A 16,034-nucleotide genomic window follows, 5' to 3' on the forward strand; every position below is an offset into this window, starting at 1 on the left:
ACTGAAACCAATACACAAGTATTGAAAATAGTATATTTTTTGAAAAACGATTATAATTATTTAATGAAAAATTGGCTCAAAAATTATACAAACAAAATAAATAAACGACTTAATGATAAAAATTCATAATTTTAATAATGAAATATAAACCTTTTAAAATTAAACAATTATGAAAAAATTATTATTGATTTTTGGTACGGCAATGCTGTTTGTTGCCTGCGATAAAATGAAAAATACCAGTGAGAAGGAAAGTGAGAAAACAGACTCTTCTACAGCAAACTCTGATTGGAAACCTGTAGATTCTGCTACGGCAAATAAAGCATGGATGGAATATGCTACTCCCGGCGAACTACATAAAGTTCTTGCAAAATATGACGGAAACTGGACTGGTGAAACAACTACATGGATGGAAGAAGGCGGCCAACCTACAAAAAGTACTTCAGATTGTACCAATAAAATGATTTTTGATGGACGCTACCAACTAAGTAATTACAAAGGAAATTTCATGGGAATGCCTTTTGAAGGGATGAGCATTATGGGATACGATAATGCTAAGAAAAAATTTGTCAGTACCTGGATTGACAATATGGGAACAGGAATGATGACTGCTGAAGGGGAATGGAATCCTTCAAAAAAATCTATAGAATTTAAAGGGCATATGACAGATCCTACACAAGCTAATAAAGAATGCGAAATAAGAGAAGTCTACACTTTTAATGATGACAATACACATACTCTGGAAATGTTTGGACCGGGCTCTAAAACTGGTAAGGAAATGAAAACAATGGAGATTAAGTTTGTCCGCAAGAAATAACAATAAATAAAAAGACCGGAACAATATCCGGTCTTCTTTATATTTAGTCATTAAGCTTTAATACTGCCATGAACGCTGATTGTGGCACTTCTACTCTACCAATCTGTTTCATTTTCTTCTTACCCTCTTTCTGTTTCTCCAAGAGCTTACGCTTTCTGGAGATATCCCCACCATAACATTTTGCTGTTACATCTTTTCTAAGGGCTTTAATAGTCTCTCTTGCGATAACTTTGGTACCCAATGCAGCCTGAACTGCAATATCAAACTGTTGTCTCGGGATTAGTTCGCGCAGCTTCTCACACATTTTCTTACCAATATGGTATGCATTACTATCGTGAATTAGTGAAGATAGGGCATCCACCATATCACCATTAATCAGGATATCCATTTTTACAAGCTTAGAAGCTCTGAATCCAATTGGGTGGTAGTCGAATGAAGCATAACCTTTAGAAATCGATTTCAGACGGTCGTAGAAGTCAAATACAACTTCTGCCAATGGCATATTGAAGATTAGTTCAACTCGCTCTGAAGTCAGATAACTTTGGTTAACGATTTCTCCTCTTTTCTCTATACATAAAGTCATTACAGAACCCACAAAATCCGATTTAGTAATGATAGATGCTTTAATATAAGGCTCCTCTACCCTGTCCATAATTGATGGATCCATCATTTCTGAAGGGTTATTAATCAGAATAGGAACTTCAGGTTCTTTTTTAGAATATCCAAAGTAAGATACGTTCGGAACCGTAGTAATAACGTTCATATTAAACTCTCTATCCAAACGCTCCTGAACAATTTCCATGTGCAACATTCCAAGGAATCCGCATCGGAAACCGAAACCTAATGCTGCTGAACTTTCAGGTTCAAAAACCAGAGAAGCATCATTAAGTCTTAGCTTTTCAAGTGAAAATCTAAGTTCTTCAAAATCTTCAGAATCAATTGGGTAAATACCAGCAAATACCATTGGTTTTACTTCCTCAAAACCTTCAATCGGTCCTGCTGCAGGTTTGTCAAAAGAAGTAATGGTATCTCCTACTTTTACTTCTCTTGCGTCTTTAATACCAGAAACCAGATAACCAACGTCACCACACTGAATGGTTTTCTTTGGTACCTGTTTTAATTTCAAAGTTCCTACTTCATCTGCGCCATATTCTTTACCTGTAGCAAAGAATTTGATTTTTTCATTTTTAGAAATACTTCCGTTTACAACTTTAAAGTAAGCTTCAATACCTCTGAATGGATTGTATACCGAGTCAAAGATCAATGCCTGAAGTGGAGCTTCCGGATCTCCTACAGGTGCAGGAATTCTTTCAACAATTTGCTCTAACAGATTATGAACACCTTCTCCTGTTTTACCTGAAACACGAAGTACGTCTTCATATTCACAACCGATAAGATTCATAATCTCATCTGTTACTTCTTCAGGATTTGCAGAAGGAAGGTCTATTTTATTAAGAATAGGAATAATGGTAAGATCATTCTCTAATGCCAGATAAAGGTTGGAAATGGTCTGAGCCTGAATACTCTGGGCAGCATCTACAATAAGCAATGCTCCCTCACATGCAGCAATTGAACGGGAAACTTCGTATGAAAAATCCACGTGTCCCGGAGTATCAATAAGGTTAAGGATAAACTTTTCCCCTTTATACTCATAATCCATCTGAATTGCGTGACTTTTAATAGTAATTCCACGCTCTTTTTCCAGGTCCATATCATCAAGAGTCTGCGACTGCAATTCTCTTTGTGATACAGTATTTGTATATTCTAAAAGCCTATCAGCCAAAGTACTTTTACCGTGGTCGATATGGGCGATAATGCAAAAATTTCTTATATTCTTCATTGATTCCTTGAGTAACTGCAAAGATAAAAAAAAGAGATAGCTTTATATCTCTTTTTATTTCAATGCTGTAATTTTTTATTTATCAAATATATATTCACCTGTCAATGGGTCTAAATATATATTATATTTTTCGGCCTTTTGATTCTTTTTATTTTTAGAATTTGTTTCTATAGTTCCAGCTATTCCCCCAATTAATCCAAACATTCCATAGGTAGAATCCATTGTTTCCAAAATAAGATATCCTTTGTTTGTAAATAAAAAATATCCTTTATTATCTTTCTGAATCTCAATATCCTCTGTTGCTGTATTTTTATATGCCTTGCCATTTTCAACATAGGCATAGATTTTATTCGCAGAAACTTTAGTTCCATTTCGTTCTGCTTTTAGCATTACTCCACTATTATTTTTTTTCAGTGTAAAACCCTCTTCTGGTGTCTGATCAAAAAATGATTTATAATCCAAATAAATCCCGTCTTTAAGTCCTTGGTTTTTATATGCTGCCAATTGTTGCTTAAGAGTATTATTATAATCTTTGAGATTATCTTGGGATAATGGTATATTAGATGGCATTACAGTATATGATTTATTAATTAAATCTCTTAGCGCATAGCTAATTGTTGACGCAATTTCCCCTGGTGCATCTATAGCAATATGGGTATTCACAACTCCACTAATATCATATCTGCTCAGAAAATAATATACTCCATTATCTCTTTTAAAAACACTAGCTTTCAGTTTATATCTTGAGATTTGTTTCTTATTCTCAATATCATCTTTAATGCTAATATCCTCTAGCTGCAGAATTAAATTATTTGTCCCTTTTACTTTATTAGAAGCATCAAACCATTGGGCAACATCTTTATCAAAATTATCACCTAATGATAATGTATAAATCTTAGTTTTATTATCTTCCGAGCTGGTTTCTTTACTGGTACCTATAACTTTATTTTCTCTATTATCAATAACTCTAAGGCTTCCAGTCATCCCAGATTTATCTTTAATTGAGCCTCTTAGCTTAATAATTTTTATTTCTTGGCATAATAAAAATGCCGGCAACATGACCAATAGTAGTTTTTTCATCTTATAGTAGTAATATTTACTGCGAAAATACTTTTTTTATACAGATGTTCAAAATATAAAAAAACCCTGCCTAAGCAGGGTCTAACACTAAAACTACTATTAATGAAAAATGCTATTTTACAAGCGTTTATCCAATTTTTAAGAAGGATATGTTAGAGTCATTCCTCATTGACTTAGTACATTTATTTTTTCACATCCTCCTGATGTTTTTTATCCATTATCCTCCGTCCCATTCTTTTCTCCATTTCAAACATTTTTTCAAGTTGTTTAGGAGTCAGAACTTTCAAAAAACGATCAGCGTATGTTCTTTTGTTGTTTAATAGTTTCTGCGAAACATCAAACCCTGTATAAATTTTTTCTTTTGTTTCTTCTTCAGAAAGTTCCGATTTGTTATATTTTTCCTTGAACTCCTTCATTACAAACATCTGGCTTACCTCATAATTATTGTAAACCTCTCTGAAAGCTTTTTCCTGATTTTCATTCAGTCCAAGATTTTTGACAAGAATATCAACTCTTGCCTGATGATAATCGTTCATTCTTTCCTCCTTTGTTTCTGTATTTCCACCAGAAGAAAGGTTGCTTTTAATCTGAGCATGTGTTGAAGAAAACATTCCTAACAATACTAAGAAGCTTAATATTTGTGCTGTTTTTATCATTATTAATATAAGTCTAAATAAGTATCAATCTCATATTTCTTACTCTGCTCAGCCAACTCCTGAGAGCTTAGATTGCTTATTGCTTTGTCAAATTTTTTATCAACTGCATTAATAGCTTTTGGTCTGCTATACGCATTTTTGGAATCTGTAAGCATTGCTTTCTTAGAGTTAGATGCAGAATTTTCCGCAAAGTTAAATCCATCATCAGATTTTTTTTGATTTTCTGCAATTCCTTCACCAGAACCTTCATCAGAAGGCTGTTTTTTATCATCAGAATTTTCTGCAACCTTAGGCTGTATATTCTCTGCCACTATTTCCCTGTCTACTATTTTCTCTTGTGTCTGTACAGCACTGTTGTTTGTATAGTAGAATAAAATAGTTCCTATAATAAGAGCCAAAGAAGCTGCAATGCCGGACAGCATCCTCATAGGAAGTAATTTTCCCTTAGGCTTCTTGTGTTCTGCCACTCTTTCAAGGACATTACTCTGCATATCTTTGAAAAAGCCTTCAGGAACATCGTAAATATTACGGCGTTCAAAATCTTCAATATCTGTCTTTTTCATCTTTATTTATTTCCTTTTTTATTCAAATTCCTCAATGTTCTGCCGCAAATACTCTGTTACTTTTTCTTTTGCGTAATGATAGTTTGTTTTTAATGTTCCAACTGACATATCCAGTATCTTAGACATTTCTTCATAGGGAAGATCGTCATAGTACTTCAGTGTGAAAACCAATCTTTGCTTTTCAGGCAGGCACTGGATTGCCTTCTGTAACATAATTTCTAATTCTTCAGCATCGTGCTTCGCATTTTCTGCAACAGCATTCTGCAGATAATACTCTGCTCCCTCATCAGTCAACTGCATCTTTTTTATCTTATTCAGGTGTTGCAAAGCTTCATTTGTAGCAATTCGATAAAGCCATGTATATAATTGGCTTCCACCTTTAAATTTATCAAAATTATGATAAACTTTTACAAATGTATCCTGCAACAAATCCTGAGCATCATCATGCTGAACCACTAGCCTTCTAATATGCCAGTATAATCGACTCTGGTAGGCACTCATAAGCATCCGAAGTCCCTCTTCACGGGTCTTCGGAGACTTCATTTGTTCAATAATGAGCCCCTCATCGATTTTCATTCCTTTGTTTGATATCAAATTCTATGAAAAGTTAAATTATTTTTTCTTACAGATGCTTTATTTTATAAAAAAGCCCTTGTCATTGTCTAACCAGGGCCTGTAAATTCAATATAAAATTTTAATACTAATTGCATAAAATTCCTACTCTGTGAGAAGTTCGGACTCCTGAATTTTATGATTACAATTTTGTTCTCTGTTTTTCTTCAGATAAGAATTAATAGCAAGAATAAGCAGAGAAATAATACCAAATCCTGCTCCTATCCATGGTGTAACGGAAATTCCCTTTGAAACAATAATCCACCCTCCTATTGAGGTTCCTAATGCAACACCAAGATTACCTGTTGAGTTTTGCAAACTGTTCGCAAACTCCAATGCATAAGAAGGCGCATTAGAAACCATATACACAACAGCTATCATTACACACGGACCATACCAGAATCCCCAGATGGAAATAATACTAATTGTAAGTACCGGATTGGTATTGAAATTTAATAAAAAGGGAAGTACAATAGTTCCTAAAGAAAATAATATTACTGCCGGCATCATTCTTTTATTAAGCATTTTTCTGGCAACCCAATTAGAACCAACTCCCATTACTCCGAATAAAAATATCATATAGCTGGTTGTTTTTTCATCCATTGCCAGACTTTTTTGAAGGTATTCCGCAATATAACTGTAGGTGCAGAACCAAGCAGTGATAAGAAACAGATTAAAAGCCATACTTAGCAGAAATACGGGATCTTTAAGAATAACCAATTGTTTCTTCAGTGAGATTGTTTCTTTAGGTGCCGGAACCGATGGCAGCATTTTATAAATAATAACAATAGTAAGAAGACTAATAATTGCCTGTAAAACATAGGCTGCCTGCCATTGCTGAAAAACACCTGATACATAGCCCGAAAGTGGAACAGTAACTACTGAAGCAACCGCAATTCCACTTATAACTATACCTATAAGTTCATTTTTATGTTTATCGTCTCCCAATGCCACTGCCGCATAAATAGCTGCAGCAATACAAGTAGGCTGCAGGAAGGCCGGCAACATTCTTACAACGAGTAAAACTCCAAATGGAGGAGCCATAATCGATAAAATATCCGATAATAAAAATAACACCATAGCGACCAGCATTATCTTCTTCCGATTAAATCCGGAGGTAAGAAGTGTAATTATAGATCCAGTAACTGCTATTGTAATCGAAAAAATACTCAAAAGACTTCCGGCTTTATCTATAGAAACTCCATAATATTCTGAGATCTGCGGGAGTATACTGATAACCCCAAACTCTGTACTAATAATTCCAATTAATGTAAGGCACCCTATATAAGCTGCTTTTTTCATTCTGATTTTTTTTCAAAATTAAATTTATACGTCTAAATTTGCATATAGTACACTAAATTGTATGCTACTATAAAAAAAGTAAGTAATGGGGAAAATAAAAGAAACATCAACCAATAATATAAATAAACAATACATTATAGAATGCGATACACCTTATGCTATTTCACAGATTGGAGGACGGTGGAAACTTCTTATTTTGTGTCAGTTAGAAGGTGGAAAAAAGCGTTTTGGAGAGCTTCATAAGAGTATTTGCAATATTACCGAACGGATGCTTACTACACAACTTCGCGAGCTGGAAAAAAGTAATATTATAAAAAGAACAGTATATGCCGAAGTTCCACCACGGGTGGAATATGAATATACTGAAATGGGCTTGGAGCTAGTTCCTATCCTAAAGCAATTAGGCTGCTGGGGCGCCAGAATCCGTAAAATTACTAAAGACGAATCTTCAGAAGATTAAGACCATATCCTAAAATCTTATACCTATATTTGTAGTATGACGACAGTAATAATAGGCTCAGGGAATGTTGCCTGGCACATGGCTAAAGCCTTTAAAGAAGCAGGAATAGATCTTATTCAGCTTTATGGAAGAAATGAACAAGATCTAAAAAAATTATCCTCGGAAATTAATGTTGAATATTCCACTGATCAGCTAAAACAGGCAGATTTTTATCTTATATGCACCAGTGATAAAGCAATAGCTGAAGTTTCAAAACAGATACCATATGAACAAGCTCTTGTAGCGCATACATCAGGATCATTATCTCGTGATGTACTGGAAGGTCCATACCGAAAAGCTAGCTTTTATCCTCTGCAAACTTTCTCTAAAAGCAGAAAGTTAGATTATTCAAAAATTCCACTTTTTGTAGATGCAGGGTGGGAGAGTGACAATATTCTTTTAACTGAGCTGGCAAATAAAATCAGTACTAATGTGATGCGCATCAATCACGAGCAGAGGAAGCAAATGCATCTTTCTGCTGTATTTGCCTGCAATTTTGTTAACCATCTCTATGCCCAGGCTGAGATAATCTGTAAGCAGAATGATATTCCGTTCAGTTATCTTTTACCATTAATAGAAGAAACTGCTGATAAAATAAAAACAATTTCTCCTAAAGATGCACAGACGGGTCCAGCTGTAAGAAATGATCAGAATGTAATCCGATTTCAGGAAAATCTGATTGACAATGATAATCAGCTTGAAATTTATAAAATACTTACCGAATCTATAACCAAAATGTATGAGCTATAAAGAGAATCTGAAAAATATAAAAGCATTTGTATTCGATGTAGATGGTGTTTTTACTGATGGGTCTATTATCCTTCAACCGGATGGGAGCATGAGCCGTATTATGAATGTTCTGGATGGATATGCAATTGTAAAAGCTATTAAAGAAGGTTTTGTAATCGGTATTATTACTGGCGGAAACGATCCTATGGTAAAAAACAGAATGCAATATCTGGGAGTAACGGACATTTACATGAAATCTCATGATAAAATGGAAGACTTCGAAGATTTTGTTTCAAAATATCAATTTCAGAACCATGAGATTTTATTTATGGGAGATGATATCCCGGACAAATATGTTATGGAAAAAGTAGGAATTGCTGCATGTCCAATCAATGCAGTCCCGGAAGTAAAAGAGATCTCTCATTATATTTCCAATATCCACGGAGGAAAAGGATGTGTCCGTGATGTTGTAGAGCAGGTAATGAAAGCTCAGGGAAAATGGCATGATGATAATACCCAAAGCATCTGATAAAGTACGAAGTTAGAAGTACGAAACGTAAAATAAACAATTCCACGATTAACCGATTTAGCTTAAATTTAGAAGTTCTAAATCAGAAATAAATACAAAATATTTAATTAAAATACATGAAGATTTTATTAGCTTCACAATCCCCGAGAAGAAAAGAGCTTATTTCGGCTCTTGGCTACGATTTTAGCACTGTAAAAATAGATTGTGAGGAAATCTATCCGGAATCTTTACCGGTTGCTGAAATACCAGCTTATTTGGCTGAATTAAAAGCTAAAGCATATACTGCCATACAAAATGACGAAATCCTGATTACCGCAGATACTATTGTGGTACAAGATGGGGAAGTATTGGGAAAACCAAAAGGAGAGGAGGGTGCAAGAGAAATGTTGAGAAAACTTTCAGGAAAAACACACCAGGTAATTACAGCTGTCCGTATTTCTTCAGGTGAAAAATTCTTTACATATACTGATATTGCTGATGTTGAAATGGAAGATATTTCGGATGAGGAAATACATTCTTATGTCAGGGATTACAAGCCAATGGATAAAGCGGGAGCATATGGAATACAGGAATGGTTAGGTATGGCTAAAATAAAGCGTATTAATGGGAATTTTTATACCATAATGGGGCTTCCAACACATTTGGTTTATAAAGGGCTGAAAGAATTCGGGTTATAACCTGACATTAAAATAAAGATTACCTTTCTAAGTAATAGAAAAGTCCGGAAAAAGAAGTGTTAAATAACTTTATTTCCGGACTTTTAATTTTTTTAAGAACAGAGTTAACTACCTGCTGATTTTTTCTTTACCCCTTGAAAATCTTTCAGATAAAAAGGCTCAAAATAAGCAATATCTTCAAAGTTTTTATTTTTTGCTGCTTCTGATCCCTTGCGTACAAGATGTTGAGCAGAAGGATAGATTTCAGCTTTATATTCAGCTTTTGAAAGCTGCAGTATTTCCTGGGACTTTTTTGCACCGTCTCCAACAAACAGAACCTTATAATCCTGATACTCTGAAAAGCTGTTCTCATCCAGAATTTTGGCTTCAGTAGGGGAAATTTCTTCTCCTTTCTGATTAAACACCTTGGTATAAACTTCCATTCTGCGGGCATCCATCATAGGAATGATATAATCATATTCACCATTAAAATATGGTTCTGCCATTGCATCAAGAGAGTTAACAGTTACCAAAGGAATATTCAACCCGAAACAGAAACCTTTGGCTGAAGCTGCTCCGATACGCAAACCGGTATAAGAACCTGGTCCTTTTCCCAGACATATAGCTTCTATATCTTTCAGGCTAAGCTCAGCTCCTTCTAATACCCATTCTACAAAAGTATGCAGACTTTCAGATTGTTTATAATTTTCAGAGGTTTCTTCACAAAGGCTCAACAATTTCTCATCATCAGAAATTGCTACAGAACAGTTTTTAGAAGAAGTTTCCAGATACAAAATTTTCATGCAGCAAAGTTATAAAAAGTTAAGAGGTTATAAGAACTCTGTAATCATTTCCCAATATCTATTTCCTGAAAATCTGGGTAGGAGAGGCCTGTGCAGAAGGGTAGATGGTCATATCTGCAATTGTTACATGTTTTGGAACATTTACAACATAGGAAATAACATCTGCAATATCTTCAGCTTTTAGTGCTTCATATCCTGCATATACTGTTGCTGCTCTGTCTTTATCACCTTTAAAACGAATTTCTGAAAATTCTGTTTCTACAGCTCCTGGTGCAAGATCAGTTATTTTAATTCCAAATTCTGTAAGCTCCAGACGCATCCCTTCACTTATTGTCTTTACTGCTTTTTTGGAGGCACAATAAACAACTCCATTTGCATAAGTCTGCAATGCTGCTACAGAGCTAATGTTGATGATGTGCCCGGAAGCTCTTTCTTTCATACCGGGAATAATGCATTTAGACACATATAAAAGCCCTTTTACATTCCCATCCATCATCATATCCCAGTCAGAAACTTTACCTTCTGTAAGCGGCTCTAGACCATGTGCGTTTCCGGCATTGTTAATCAGTATATCTACAGTTTGCCATTCTGCAGGAAGGCTTGCGATGGCATTCTGTACTTCTTCATAATTTCTGACATCAAAAGTAAGTGTATATACATCCGTTTTCTGCGCCAATTCTCCTGCAAGTTCTTCAAGAATTTCTTTTCTTCTTCCACAAAGAATAAGTCTGTGGTTTTCATCAGCAAGTCTTATTGCTGCTGCTTTTCCTATTCCGGATGTTGCTCCGGTTATAAATGCTGTTCTCATAAATATATGTAGCAATATAATAGTCTGACAGCGTACTTAACACTGTCAGATGGTTAGTTTAATATTCAATCGATGCTTTCGAAAGCATCATCTATATATTCAAGGGTATATTTTCCGTTTTCAGACAGGATAGTGATAATATCAAATTGAACTTCTACTTCTTCATCCAGATTTTGTATAAATTCATTGGCAGCCATAATCAGTAACTTTCTCTTTTTCCGATTAACAGCTTCCTCAGGTGCGATAAAGTCATCCGAAGTTCTGGCTTTTACTTCCACAATATGGATTATATTATCCTTCTTGGCAATAATATCTATTTCTGCTTTTTGCCAGTACCAGTTTCGGGCTAAAATCTGATAATGATTTTGCTTTAAAAAAATGACAGCCTGTTCTTCCGCCAGTTTCCCAAAATCATTATGTTCAGCCATGCATTTTATTTAAAAGTAATCTGTGCTTTATCCTTTACATTCATTTCTACTTCAGCACCTATTATCAGAGGCTGATTATCGAAAATGTGTCCGTTTGGTAATCCGTATGCTATTGGAAAATCGTATTTGTCAAATTTCTGAGCGATGATCTCATAAGCCATAGGATCGAAAGAAGCCTCGTAATGCTCATTAGTTTTCTCATCACCCATACCTGTCATTCCACCTACAATTAACCCTTTTATCTTTCCAAAGACTCCGTTTAGTTCCAGATTCATCAGCATACGGTCCAATGCATAGTACTGCTCTCCGATATCTTCAATGAATAGAATTTTGTCTTTGAAATCAAAAGAATATTTAGATCCCATAACACTGTAGATCATTGCCAGATTTCCGCCTACAAGCTGGGCTTTGGTTTTACCTTTTTTATTTAAAGGATTATTTTCAATAATATATTGAGTTTTTTTACCACTCAGAATATTAAAAATCCCATCATAAGAAGCTTCAGAAACACCCTGAGAAGATGTTTTGATACTTTGTCCGTGAACAGAAGCAAAACCATTATTTAGTAAATAACCCTGCAATACAGTAACATCAGAATATCCGATAAGGTATTTTGGATTCTTTCGGTATTTTTTCAGATCTATATTCTGTAGAAGCTGTGCACATCCATATCCGCCACGTGTGGTCCAGATTGCTCCAAAATCACCATCTAAAGCCCATTGAAGGTCTTTTAATCTTTCCTCGGGAGTTCCGCCGTAGTTATAACCATTACTATACTTAGAATAGACATTTGAGCCTAAAACAGGTTCGAAACCTCTGCTTTTTATTAGCTCTAAAGTTTTATCCAGCTGTCCAGGTTCTATAGCGCCTGCCGGAGTTATTACCGCAATAGAACTTCCTTTTTTAATCTTATCCGGAAAAACAATTTCTTTCATTATTTTTTCTGATCTGTGTTATGGTCAAGTTTATGATATCCGCTTTCTTCTAATTTCTTATCAAACTGATTGAATTTTTTAAAACTCTGTAGGAAGATAAATACGCTGAAAGCAACCAGAATAAAGCCTACCAGCTTCCTGATTTTATTCGCTACTTTATCATTTAGCTTGTTATGAAACTGTTTTGCCAAAAGAATTTTAAAGACATCTATACTAAGATAGGTAAGGATTACAAGGCCTATATATAGCAAAAATTCATCTGCACTTGGATAATTTTTTCGCACCGAAATTACTGTTACAAGCCAAAAAAGTACCACTCCTATATTTAGAATATTGAAAAGAAAACCATTGATAAAGGTTTTAAAATAATTTTGACTAATAAGCTTTTGCTCTCCTTCCACATGCATTTTTGTCTTGGTAAGGATCATAAAAACAGCGTACATAAGGACAATGAAGGCTGTAATTCGGTAAAAACTAGGATGCCGGTCTATAATTGTTACCAGATCGTGACTGCTGTAGTAAGCCGCCACAATACAGGTAATATCAGCTAATATAACACCCAGATCTAAAGCCAATGCATGTCTGGGGCCCCGTGTAAAACTAGTTTCAATCAACAGGAAAAATATAGGTCCAATGAAGACCAGACTAAGCATAATGCCTAATCCTACAGCAGATAAAATTAGTTCTAACATAAATTTTTATTGAATCAGTTTAAAATCCAGCTGCTTGGCAATTATATTTGCTTTTACAACCTTTATCTCTACTTCGTCTCCTAATTGATATGTATTTCCGTGTGTCATGCCTACAATAGCATAATTCTTTGCATCAAACATATATGAATCATCTGTAAGATCACGTAATCTTATGAGTCCTTCAGCACCATTTTCAGGGATTTCTACATAGATTCCCCAATCGGTAACACCAGAAATAACTCCTTTAAAGGTTTCTCCTACATGTTTCTCCATAAATTTAACCTGCATAAATTTGATGGAATCTCTTTCAGCATCGGCTGCCAAGCGTTCCATCTGGCTGCAATGTTTGCATTTTTCTTCATATTCAGCCACATTCGGAGACTTTCCTCCATCCAGATAATGCTGCAAGAGTCTGTGAGCCATAACATCCGGGTAACGACGAATAGGGGAGGTAAAATGCGAATAATAATCAAAAGCTAACCCATAATGCCCAATATTCTCGGTAGAATAAACGGCTTTACTCATACTACGCATAGCAAGAGTTTCAATCATATTTTCTTCTCCTTTTCCTTTTACTTCGGAAAGAAGCTTATTCATAGATTCCGAAATTTTATTTCGGTTAGAAATATTCATTTTATATCCGAAAGTATGTACAAAATCTCTTAATGAAGCTAATTTTGTAGGATCCGGATCATCATGAATACGATAGATAAATGTATTGTTTGTTGGTTCTTCCTTTCTGGTAAGTGAAACAAACTCCGATACCTTTTTATTAGCCAGAAGCATGAATTCCTCAATCAGGTGGTTAGCATCTTTACTGATCTTGAAATAAACGCCGATTGGCTGACTTTCTTCATTCAGGTTGAAACGCACTTCCGCTCTGTCAAACGCAATAGCTCCATGCTTCATACGATCCTTACGAAGTATTTTTGCTAAAGAATCTAAAAGGTTTATTTCTTCTGCAAGATCTCCTTCTTTAGTTTCGATTCTTTCCTGTGCTTCTTCATAAGTGAATCTTCTGTCTGAATTAATAACTGTTCTACCGAACCATTCTTTCTGAATTTCGGCTTTGTCGTTTAATTCAAAAACAGCTGAAAAGGTAAATTTATCTTCATTCGGACGAAGAGAACATAATTCATTACTCAATACTTCCGGAAGCATAGGTACCACTCTGTCTACAAGATATACAGAGGTAGCTCTGTCATAAGCCTCCCGATCCAGTAAAGTTCCTGGTTGTACGTAGTAAGATACATCTGCAATATGAACTCCTACTTCAATATTACCATTTTCAAGTTTACGCAGTGAAAGAGCATCATCAAAATCCTTTGCATCCTTAGGGTCTATGGTGAAAGTAAGTATATCACGCATATCCCAGCGTCTGGCAATTTCCTGCTCCGATAATGTACGGTCAATTTTTTGAGCTTCTGACTCTACTTCAGGTGGGAAATTATAAGGTAATCCGTATTCGGCAAGTATGGAATGAATCTCTGTTTCATGATCCCCAGGATGTCCAAGGACTTCAGTAATTTCTCCTTCAGGATTTTTACTCTTATCGTCCCAACCCAGCATTTTGACAATAACTTTGTCACCATCTTTTGCACCGTTAAACTTAGTCTTAGGAATAAAGATATCGGTATTAATTATTTTTTTATCGAAAATAACAAAACCAAAATCTTTGGAAGCAATATATTGGAATGTCCCTACAAACTGAGTACGACTTCTTTCAACAACATCTACTACAGCTCCTTCCAATTTTTTTCCTTTAAAATGAAACGGAACTATTGTAACTGTATCTCCTTGTAGAGCATTCTTTACATTTTTCTGATGCACAAATACATCATCACTTACGCCTTCTACTTTTACATAAGCATTACCAGATTGGTTAAAATCTATTACACCGGTAAGGGTATCACTTATTTCTATATTCAGGATATATTTACCCTTTTCTACTTCTTTTAATTTATTTTCTGACAACAGAATATGCAATGTCTGTATAACCTGCTCTCGTTGCCTTGGGTTTTTAAACTCTATGCCTTCAGCAATCTGTTTATAGTTATAGATTTTAGAAGTTTTCTTAGACATAAACCTTACAATCAATCTTCCTATATCATGTAATTTGTCATTATTTTTTTTACTTAAATTTCTCTTCTTCCTTGGCATAGTATAGTGTTTAAAAATTATAAACTATAAATATAGTTTATTAACAGAATTTGATTTTATTAACTCTGTTTTGGTGTCTTCCTCCTTCAAAATTAGTTGTAAGAAAAGCATCAACCATTTGCTTTGCTAAATCTTCAGAAACAAATCTTGCAGGGATAGACATCATATTTGCATCGTTGTGTTGTCTTGCTAATTCCGCTATTTCTACTTCCCAGCATAATGCGCATCTGATTCCCTGGTGTTTGTTAGCAGTAATTTGTACTCCGTTTCCACTTCCACAGATCAGAATTCCTAATTCGAATTCTCCGTTTTCAACAGCAGAAGCTGCAGGATGTACAAAATCCGGATAATCTACACTGTCAGTAGAGTAGGTTCCGAAGTCCTTTACCTCGTATTTTCCATCAAGGTATTTCTTTATGATCTCTTTATATTCGAAACCAGCGTGATCTCCTGCGATAGCAATCTTTTTCATTTTCCTTTTTATTCTTTATTATTAGTATAGATACAAATTTACTCTAAATTTAATTATAAAGAACGAATTACAAAATATGAATTATAGGACACCTGTCTGTTTATAATCAAATTCGGCTCAACTTATCAACTATATATTAATATAGGTAATCCTTATAGAAACGCATCAGCAAAAGGTTTCGATAAAAACACCAATAAAATGTGGGAAAGTATGTTAATAACTATGGAAAACTATCCGAGAACTTTATTTTCTATTTTAAGAAAAATTAACTAATGAGAATTTTTAGTGAAATAAAAAAAACTTTTTTCATTTTCTTTTCAGGGATAAAACAAAGAAGTTATACCCAGAGAAAAATAGAAACTTTATCCCTATTCATAGTTATCCACAGAGTGTGGATAACATTATAACTCATTGATTTTTATATATTTTTAGTGTTAATAAAGTATTAGTTACGTA

The 16,034-nt window shown here is 34.7% G+C and carries 18 protein-coding genes; 5 read left to right on the forward strand and 13 right to left on the reverse strand.

Translation table 11 applies throughout. The annotated features are described in order from the left end of the window. The first annotated feature begins 169 nt into the window (after nucleotides 1-169). Complete coding sequence (locus tag C8J95_RS02015) at nucleotides 170-814, forward strand: DUF1579 domain-containing protein (protein WP_107807391.1); 645 nt, start codon at nucleotides 170-172, stop codon at nucleotides 812-814. A 43-nt stretch (nucleotides 815-857) separates the two neighbouring features. Here C8J95_RS02015 and lepA read toward each other — a convergent pair whose 3' ends face one another. The 6 genes from lepA to C8J95_RS02045 form a co-directional block, all read right to left on the reverse strand. Continuing rightward, complete coding sequence (lepA, locus tag C8J95_RS02020) at nucleotides 858-2,654, reverse strand: translation elongation factor 4 (RefSeq protein ID WP_107807392.1); 1,797 nt, start codon at nucleotides 2,652-2,654, stop codon at nucleotides 858-860. Between the two features lie 75 nt (nucleotides 2,655-2,729). After that, on the reverse strand, nucleotides 2,730-3,734 hold the full coding sequence (locus tag C8J95_RS02025; protein ID WP_107807393.1) for a hypothetical protein: 1,005 nt from the start codon (nucleotides 3,732-3,734) through the stop codon (nucleotides 2,730-2,732). A gap of 182 nt (nucleotides 3,735-3,916) precedes the next feature. Beyond that, entirely contained in the window at nucleotides 3,917-4,390 is a 474-nt protein-coding gene (locus tag C8J95_RS02030) for a hypothetical protein (RefSeq protein ID WP_255412699.1), read from the reverse strand. A 2-nt stretch (nucleotides 4,391-4,392) separates the two neighbouring features. After that, complete coding sequence (locus C8J95_RS02035) at nucleotides 4,393-4,953, reverse strand: hypothetical protein (protein ID WP_107807395.1); 561 nt, start codon at nucleotides 4,951-4,953, stop codon at nucleotides 4,393-4,395. Nucleotides 4,954-4,971: 18 nt separating this feature from the next. After that, entirely contained in the window at nucleotides 4,972-5,529 is a 558-nt protein-coding gene (locus C8J95_RS02040; protein WP_078403148.1) for an RNA polymerase sigma factor, read from the reverse strand. 141 nt (nucleotides 5,530-5,670) lie between these two features. After that, nucleotides 5,671-6,867, reverse strand: coding sequence for an MFS transporter (locus C8J95_RS02045; RefSeq protein WP_107807396.1), 1,197 nt, complete (start codon nucleotides 6,865-6,867; stop codon nucleotides 5,671-5,673). A gap of 85 nt (nucleotides 6,868-6,952) precedes the next feature. On the opposite strand from C8J95_RS02045, the gene C8J95_RS02050 reads away from it, so the two are divergent. The 4 genes from C8J95_RS02050 (at nucleotide 6,953) to C8J95_RS02065 (ending at nucleotide 9,301) form a co-directional block, all read left to right on the forward strand. Continuing rightward, entirely contained in the window at nucleotides 6,953-7,327 is a 375-nt protein-coding gene (locus tag C8J95_RS02050) for a helix-turn-helix domain-containing protein (RefSeq protein WP_107807397.1), read from the forward strand. A 36-nt stretch (nucleotides 7,328-7,363) separates the two neighbouring features. Beyond that, the gene (locus tag C8J95_RS02055; RefSeq protein ID WP_107807398.1) at nucleotides 7,364-8,116 is read left to right on the forward strand and encodes a Rossmann-like and DUF2520 domain-containing protein; all 753 of its coding nucleotides are present in this window, start codon (nucleotides 7,364-7,366) and stop codon (nucleotides 8,114-8,116) included. Continuing rightward, nucleotides 8,106-8,624: an HAD family hydrolase gene (locus C8J95_RS02060; protein WP_034871942.1), complete on the forward strand. Its 519-nt coding sequence runs from the start codon at nucleotides 8,106-8,108 to the stop codon at nucleotides 8,622-8,624. Before C8J95_RS02055 ends, C8J95_RS02060 begins: the two co-directional genes overlap by 11 nt. Nucleotides 8,625-8,740: 116 nt before the next feature. Beyond that, complete coding sequence (locus tag C8J95_RS02065; protein WP_107807399.1) at nucleotides 8,741-9,301, forward strand: Maf family nucleotide pyrophosphatase; 561 nt, start codon at nucleotides 8,741-8,743, stop codon at nucleotides 9,299-9,301. 104 nt (nucleotides 9,302-9,405) lie between these two features. Here C8J95_RS02065 and tsaB read toward each other — a convergent pair whose 3' ends face one another. From tsaB to rpiB, 7 genes are all read right to left on the reverse strand, one after another. Further along, on the reverse strand, nucleotides 9,406-10,083 hold the full coding sequence (gene tsaB / locus C8J95_RS02070) for a tRNA (adenosine(37)-N6)-threonylcarbamoyltransferase complex dimerization subunit type 1 TsaB (RefSeq protein ID WP_107807400.1): 678 nt from the start codon (nucleotides 10,081-10,083) through the stop codon (nucleotides 9,406-9,408). A 58-nt stretch (nucleotides 10,084-10,141) separates the two neighbouring features. Further along, a complete protein-coding gene (locus tag C8J95_RS02075) occupies nucleotides 10,142-10,891 on the reverse strand; it encodes an SDR family NAD(P)-dependent oxidoreductase (protein ID WP_107807401.1) in 750 nt (249 codons plus the stop codon). Nucleotides 10,892-10,956: 65 nt separating this feature from the next. Beyond that, the gene (locus tag C8J95_RS02080; RefSeq protein WP_107807402.1) at nucleotides 10,957-11,319 is read right to left on the reverse strand and encodes a YraN family protein; all 363 of its coding nucleotides are present in this window, start codon (nucleotides 11,317-11,319) and stop codon (nucleotides 10,957-10,959) included. Nucleotides 11,320-11,324: 5 nt separating this feature from the next. Next, the gene (locus tag C8J95_RS02085; protein WP_107807403.1) at nucleotides 11,325-12,254 is read right to left on the reverse strand and encodes an LD-carboxypeptidase; all 930 of its coding nucleotides are present in this window, start codon (nucleotides 12,252-12,254) and stop codon (nucleotides 11,325-11,327) included. Beyond that, on the reverse strand, nucleotides 12,254-12,946 hold the full coding sequence (locus tag C8J95_RS02090; protein WP_034871950.1) for a LysE family translocator: 693 nt from the start codon (nucleotides 12,944-12,946) through the stop codon (nucleotides 12,254-12,256). Before C8J95_RS02090 ends, C8J95_RS02085 begins: the two co-directional genes overlap by 1 nt. Nucleotides 12,947-12,952: 6 nt before the next feature. After that, nucleotides 12,953-15,106 carry a ribonuclease R gene (gene rnr, locus C8J95_RS02095; protein ID WP_107807404.1) on the reverse strand — a complete coding sequence of 718 codons (2,154 nt, stop codon included), beginning with the start codon at nucleotides 15,104-15,106 and terminating at the stop codon, nucleotides 12,953-12,955. A gap of 40 nt (nucleotides 15,107-15,146) precedes the next feature. Then, the gene (rpiB, locus tag C8J95_RS02100; RefSeq protein WP_059156136.1) at nucleotides 15,147-15,578 is read right to left on the reverse strand and encodes a ribose 5-phosphate isomerase B; all 432 of its coding nucleotides are present in this window, start codon (nucleotides 15,576-15,578) and stop codon (nucleotides 15,147-15,149) included. Nucleotides 15,579-16,034 lie beyond the last annotated feature (456 nt).

The sequence above is a fragment of the Elizabethkingia sp. YR214 genome, assembly GCF_003058195.1.
GTDB lineage: Bacteria > Bacteroidota > Bacteroidia > Flavobacteriales > Weeksellaceae > Elizabethkingia.

Excerpts from the sequence above, each read along its gene's own strand:
- C8J95_RS02015 (WP_107807391.1), top strand. The coding sequence starts at position 170 with ATGAAAAAATTATTATTGATTTTTGGTACGGCAATGCTGTTTGTTGCC.
- C8J95_RS02040 (WP_078403148.1), bottom strand. The coding sequence starts at position 5,529 with ATGAAAATCGATGAGGGGCTCATTATTGAACAAATGAAGTCTCCGAAG.
- C8J95_RS02025 (WP_107807393.1), bottom strand. The coding sequence starts at position 3,734 with ATGAAAAAACTACTATTGGTCATGTTGCCGGCATTTTTATTATGCCAA.
- C8J95_RS02035 (WP_107807395.1), bottom strand. The coding sequence starts at position 4,953 with ATGAAAAAGACAGATATTGAAGATTTTGAACGCCGTAATATTTACGAT.
- C8J95_RS02050 (WP_107807397.1), top strand. The coding sequence starts at position 6,953 with ATGGGGAAAATAAAAGAAACATCAACCAATAATATAAATAAACAATAC.
- C8J95_RS02075 (WP_107807401.1), bottom strand. The coding sequence starts at position 10,891 with ATGAGAACAGCATTTATAACCGGAGCAACATCCGGAATAGGAAAAGCA.
- lepA (WP_107807392.1), bottom strand. The coding sequence starts at position 2,654 with ATGAAGAATATAAGAAATTTTTGCATTATCGCCCATATCGACCACGGT.
- C8J95_RS02080 (WP_107807402.1), bottom strand. The coding sequence starts at position 11,319 with ATGGCTGAACATAATGATTTTGGGAAACTGGCGGAAGAACAGGCTGTC.
- rpiB (WP_059156136.1), bottom strand. The coding sequence starts at position 15,578 with ATGAAAAAGATTGCTATCGCAGGAGATCACGCTGGTTTCGAATATAAA.
- C8J95_RS02090 (WP_034871950.1), bottom strand. The coding sequence starts at position 12,946 with ATGTTAGAACTAATTTTATCTGCTGTAGGATTAGGCATTATGCTTAGT.
- tsaB (WP_107807400.1), bottom strand. The coding sequence starts at position 10,083 with ATGAAAATTTTGTATCTGGAAACTTCTTCTAAAAACTGTTCTGTAGCA.
- C8J95_RS02060 (WP_034871942.1), top strand. The coding sequence starts at position 8,106 with ATGAGCTATAAAGAGAATCTGAAAAATATAAAAGCATTTGTATTCGAT.
- C8J95_RS02055 (WP_107807398.1), top strand. The coding sequence starts at position 7,364 with ATGACGACAGTAATAATAGGCTCAGGGAATGTTGCCTGGCACATGGCT.
- C8J95_RS02085 (WP_107807403.1), bottom strand. The coding sequence starts at position 12,254 with ATGAAAGAAATTGTTTTTCCGGATAAGATTAAAAAAGGAAGTTCTATT.
- C8J95_RS02045 (WP_107807396.1), bottom strand. The coding sequence starts at position 6,867 with ATGAAAAAAGCAGCTTATATAGGGTGCCTTACATTAATTGGAATTATT.
- C8J95_RS02030 (WP_255412699.1), bottom strand. The coding sequence starts at position 4,390 with ATGATAAAAACAGCACAAATATTAAGCTTCTTAGTATTGTTAGGAATG.
- rnr (WP_107807404.1), bottom strand. The coding sequence starts at position 15,106 with ATGCCAAGGAAGAAGAGAAATTTAAGTAAAAAAAATAATGACAAATTA.
- C8J95_RS02065 (WP_107807399.1), top strand. The coding sequence starts at position 8,741 with ATGAAGATTTTATTAGCTTCACAATCCCCGAGAAGAAAAGAGCTTATT.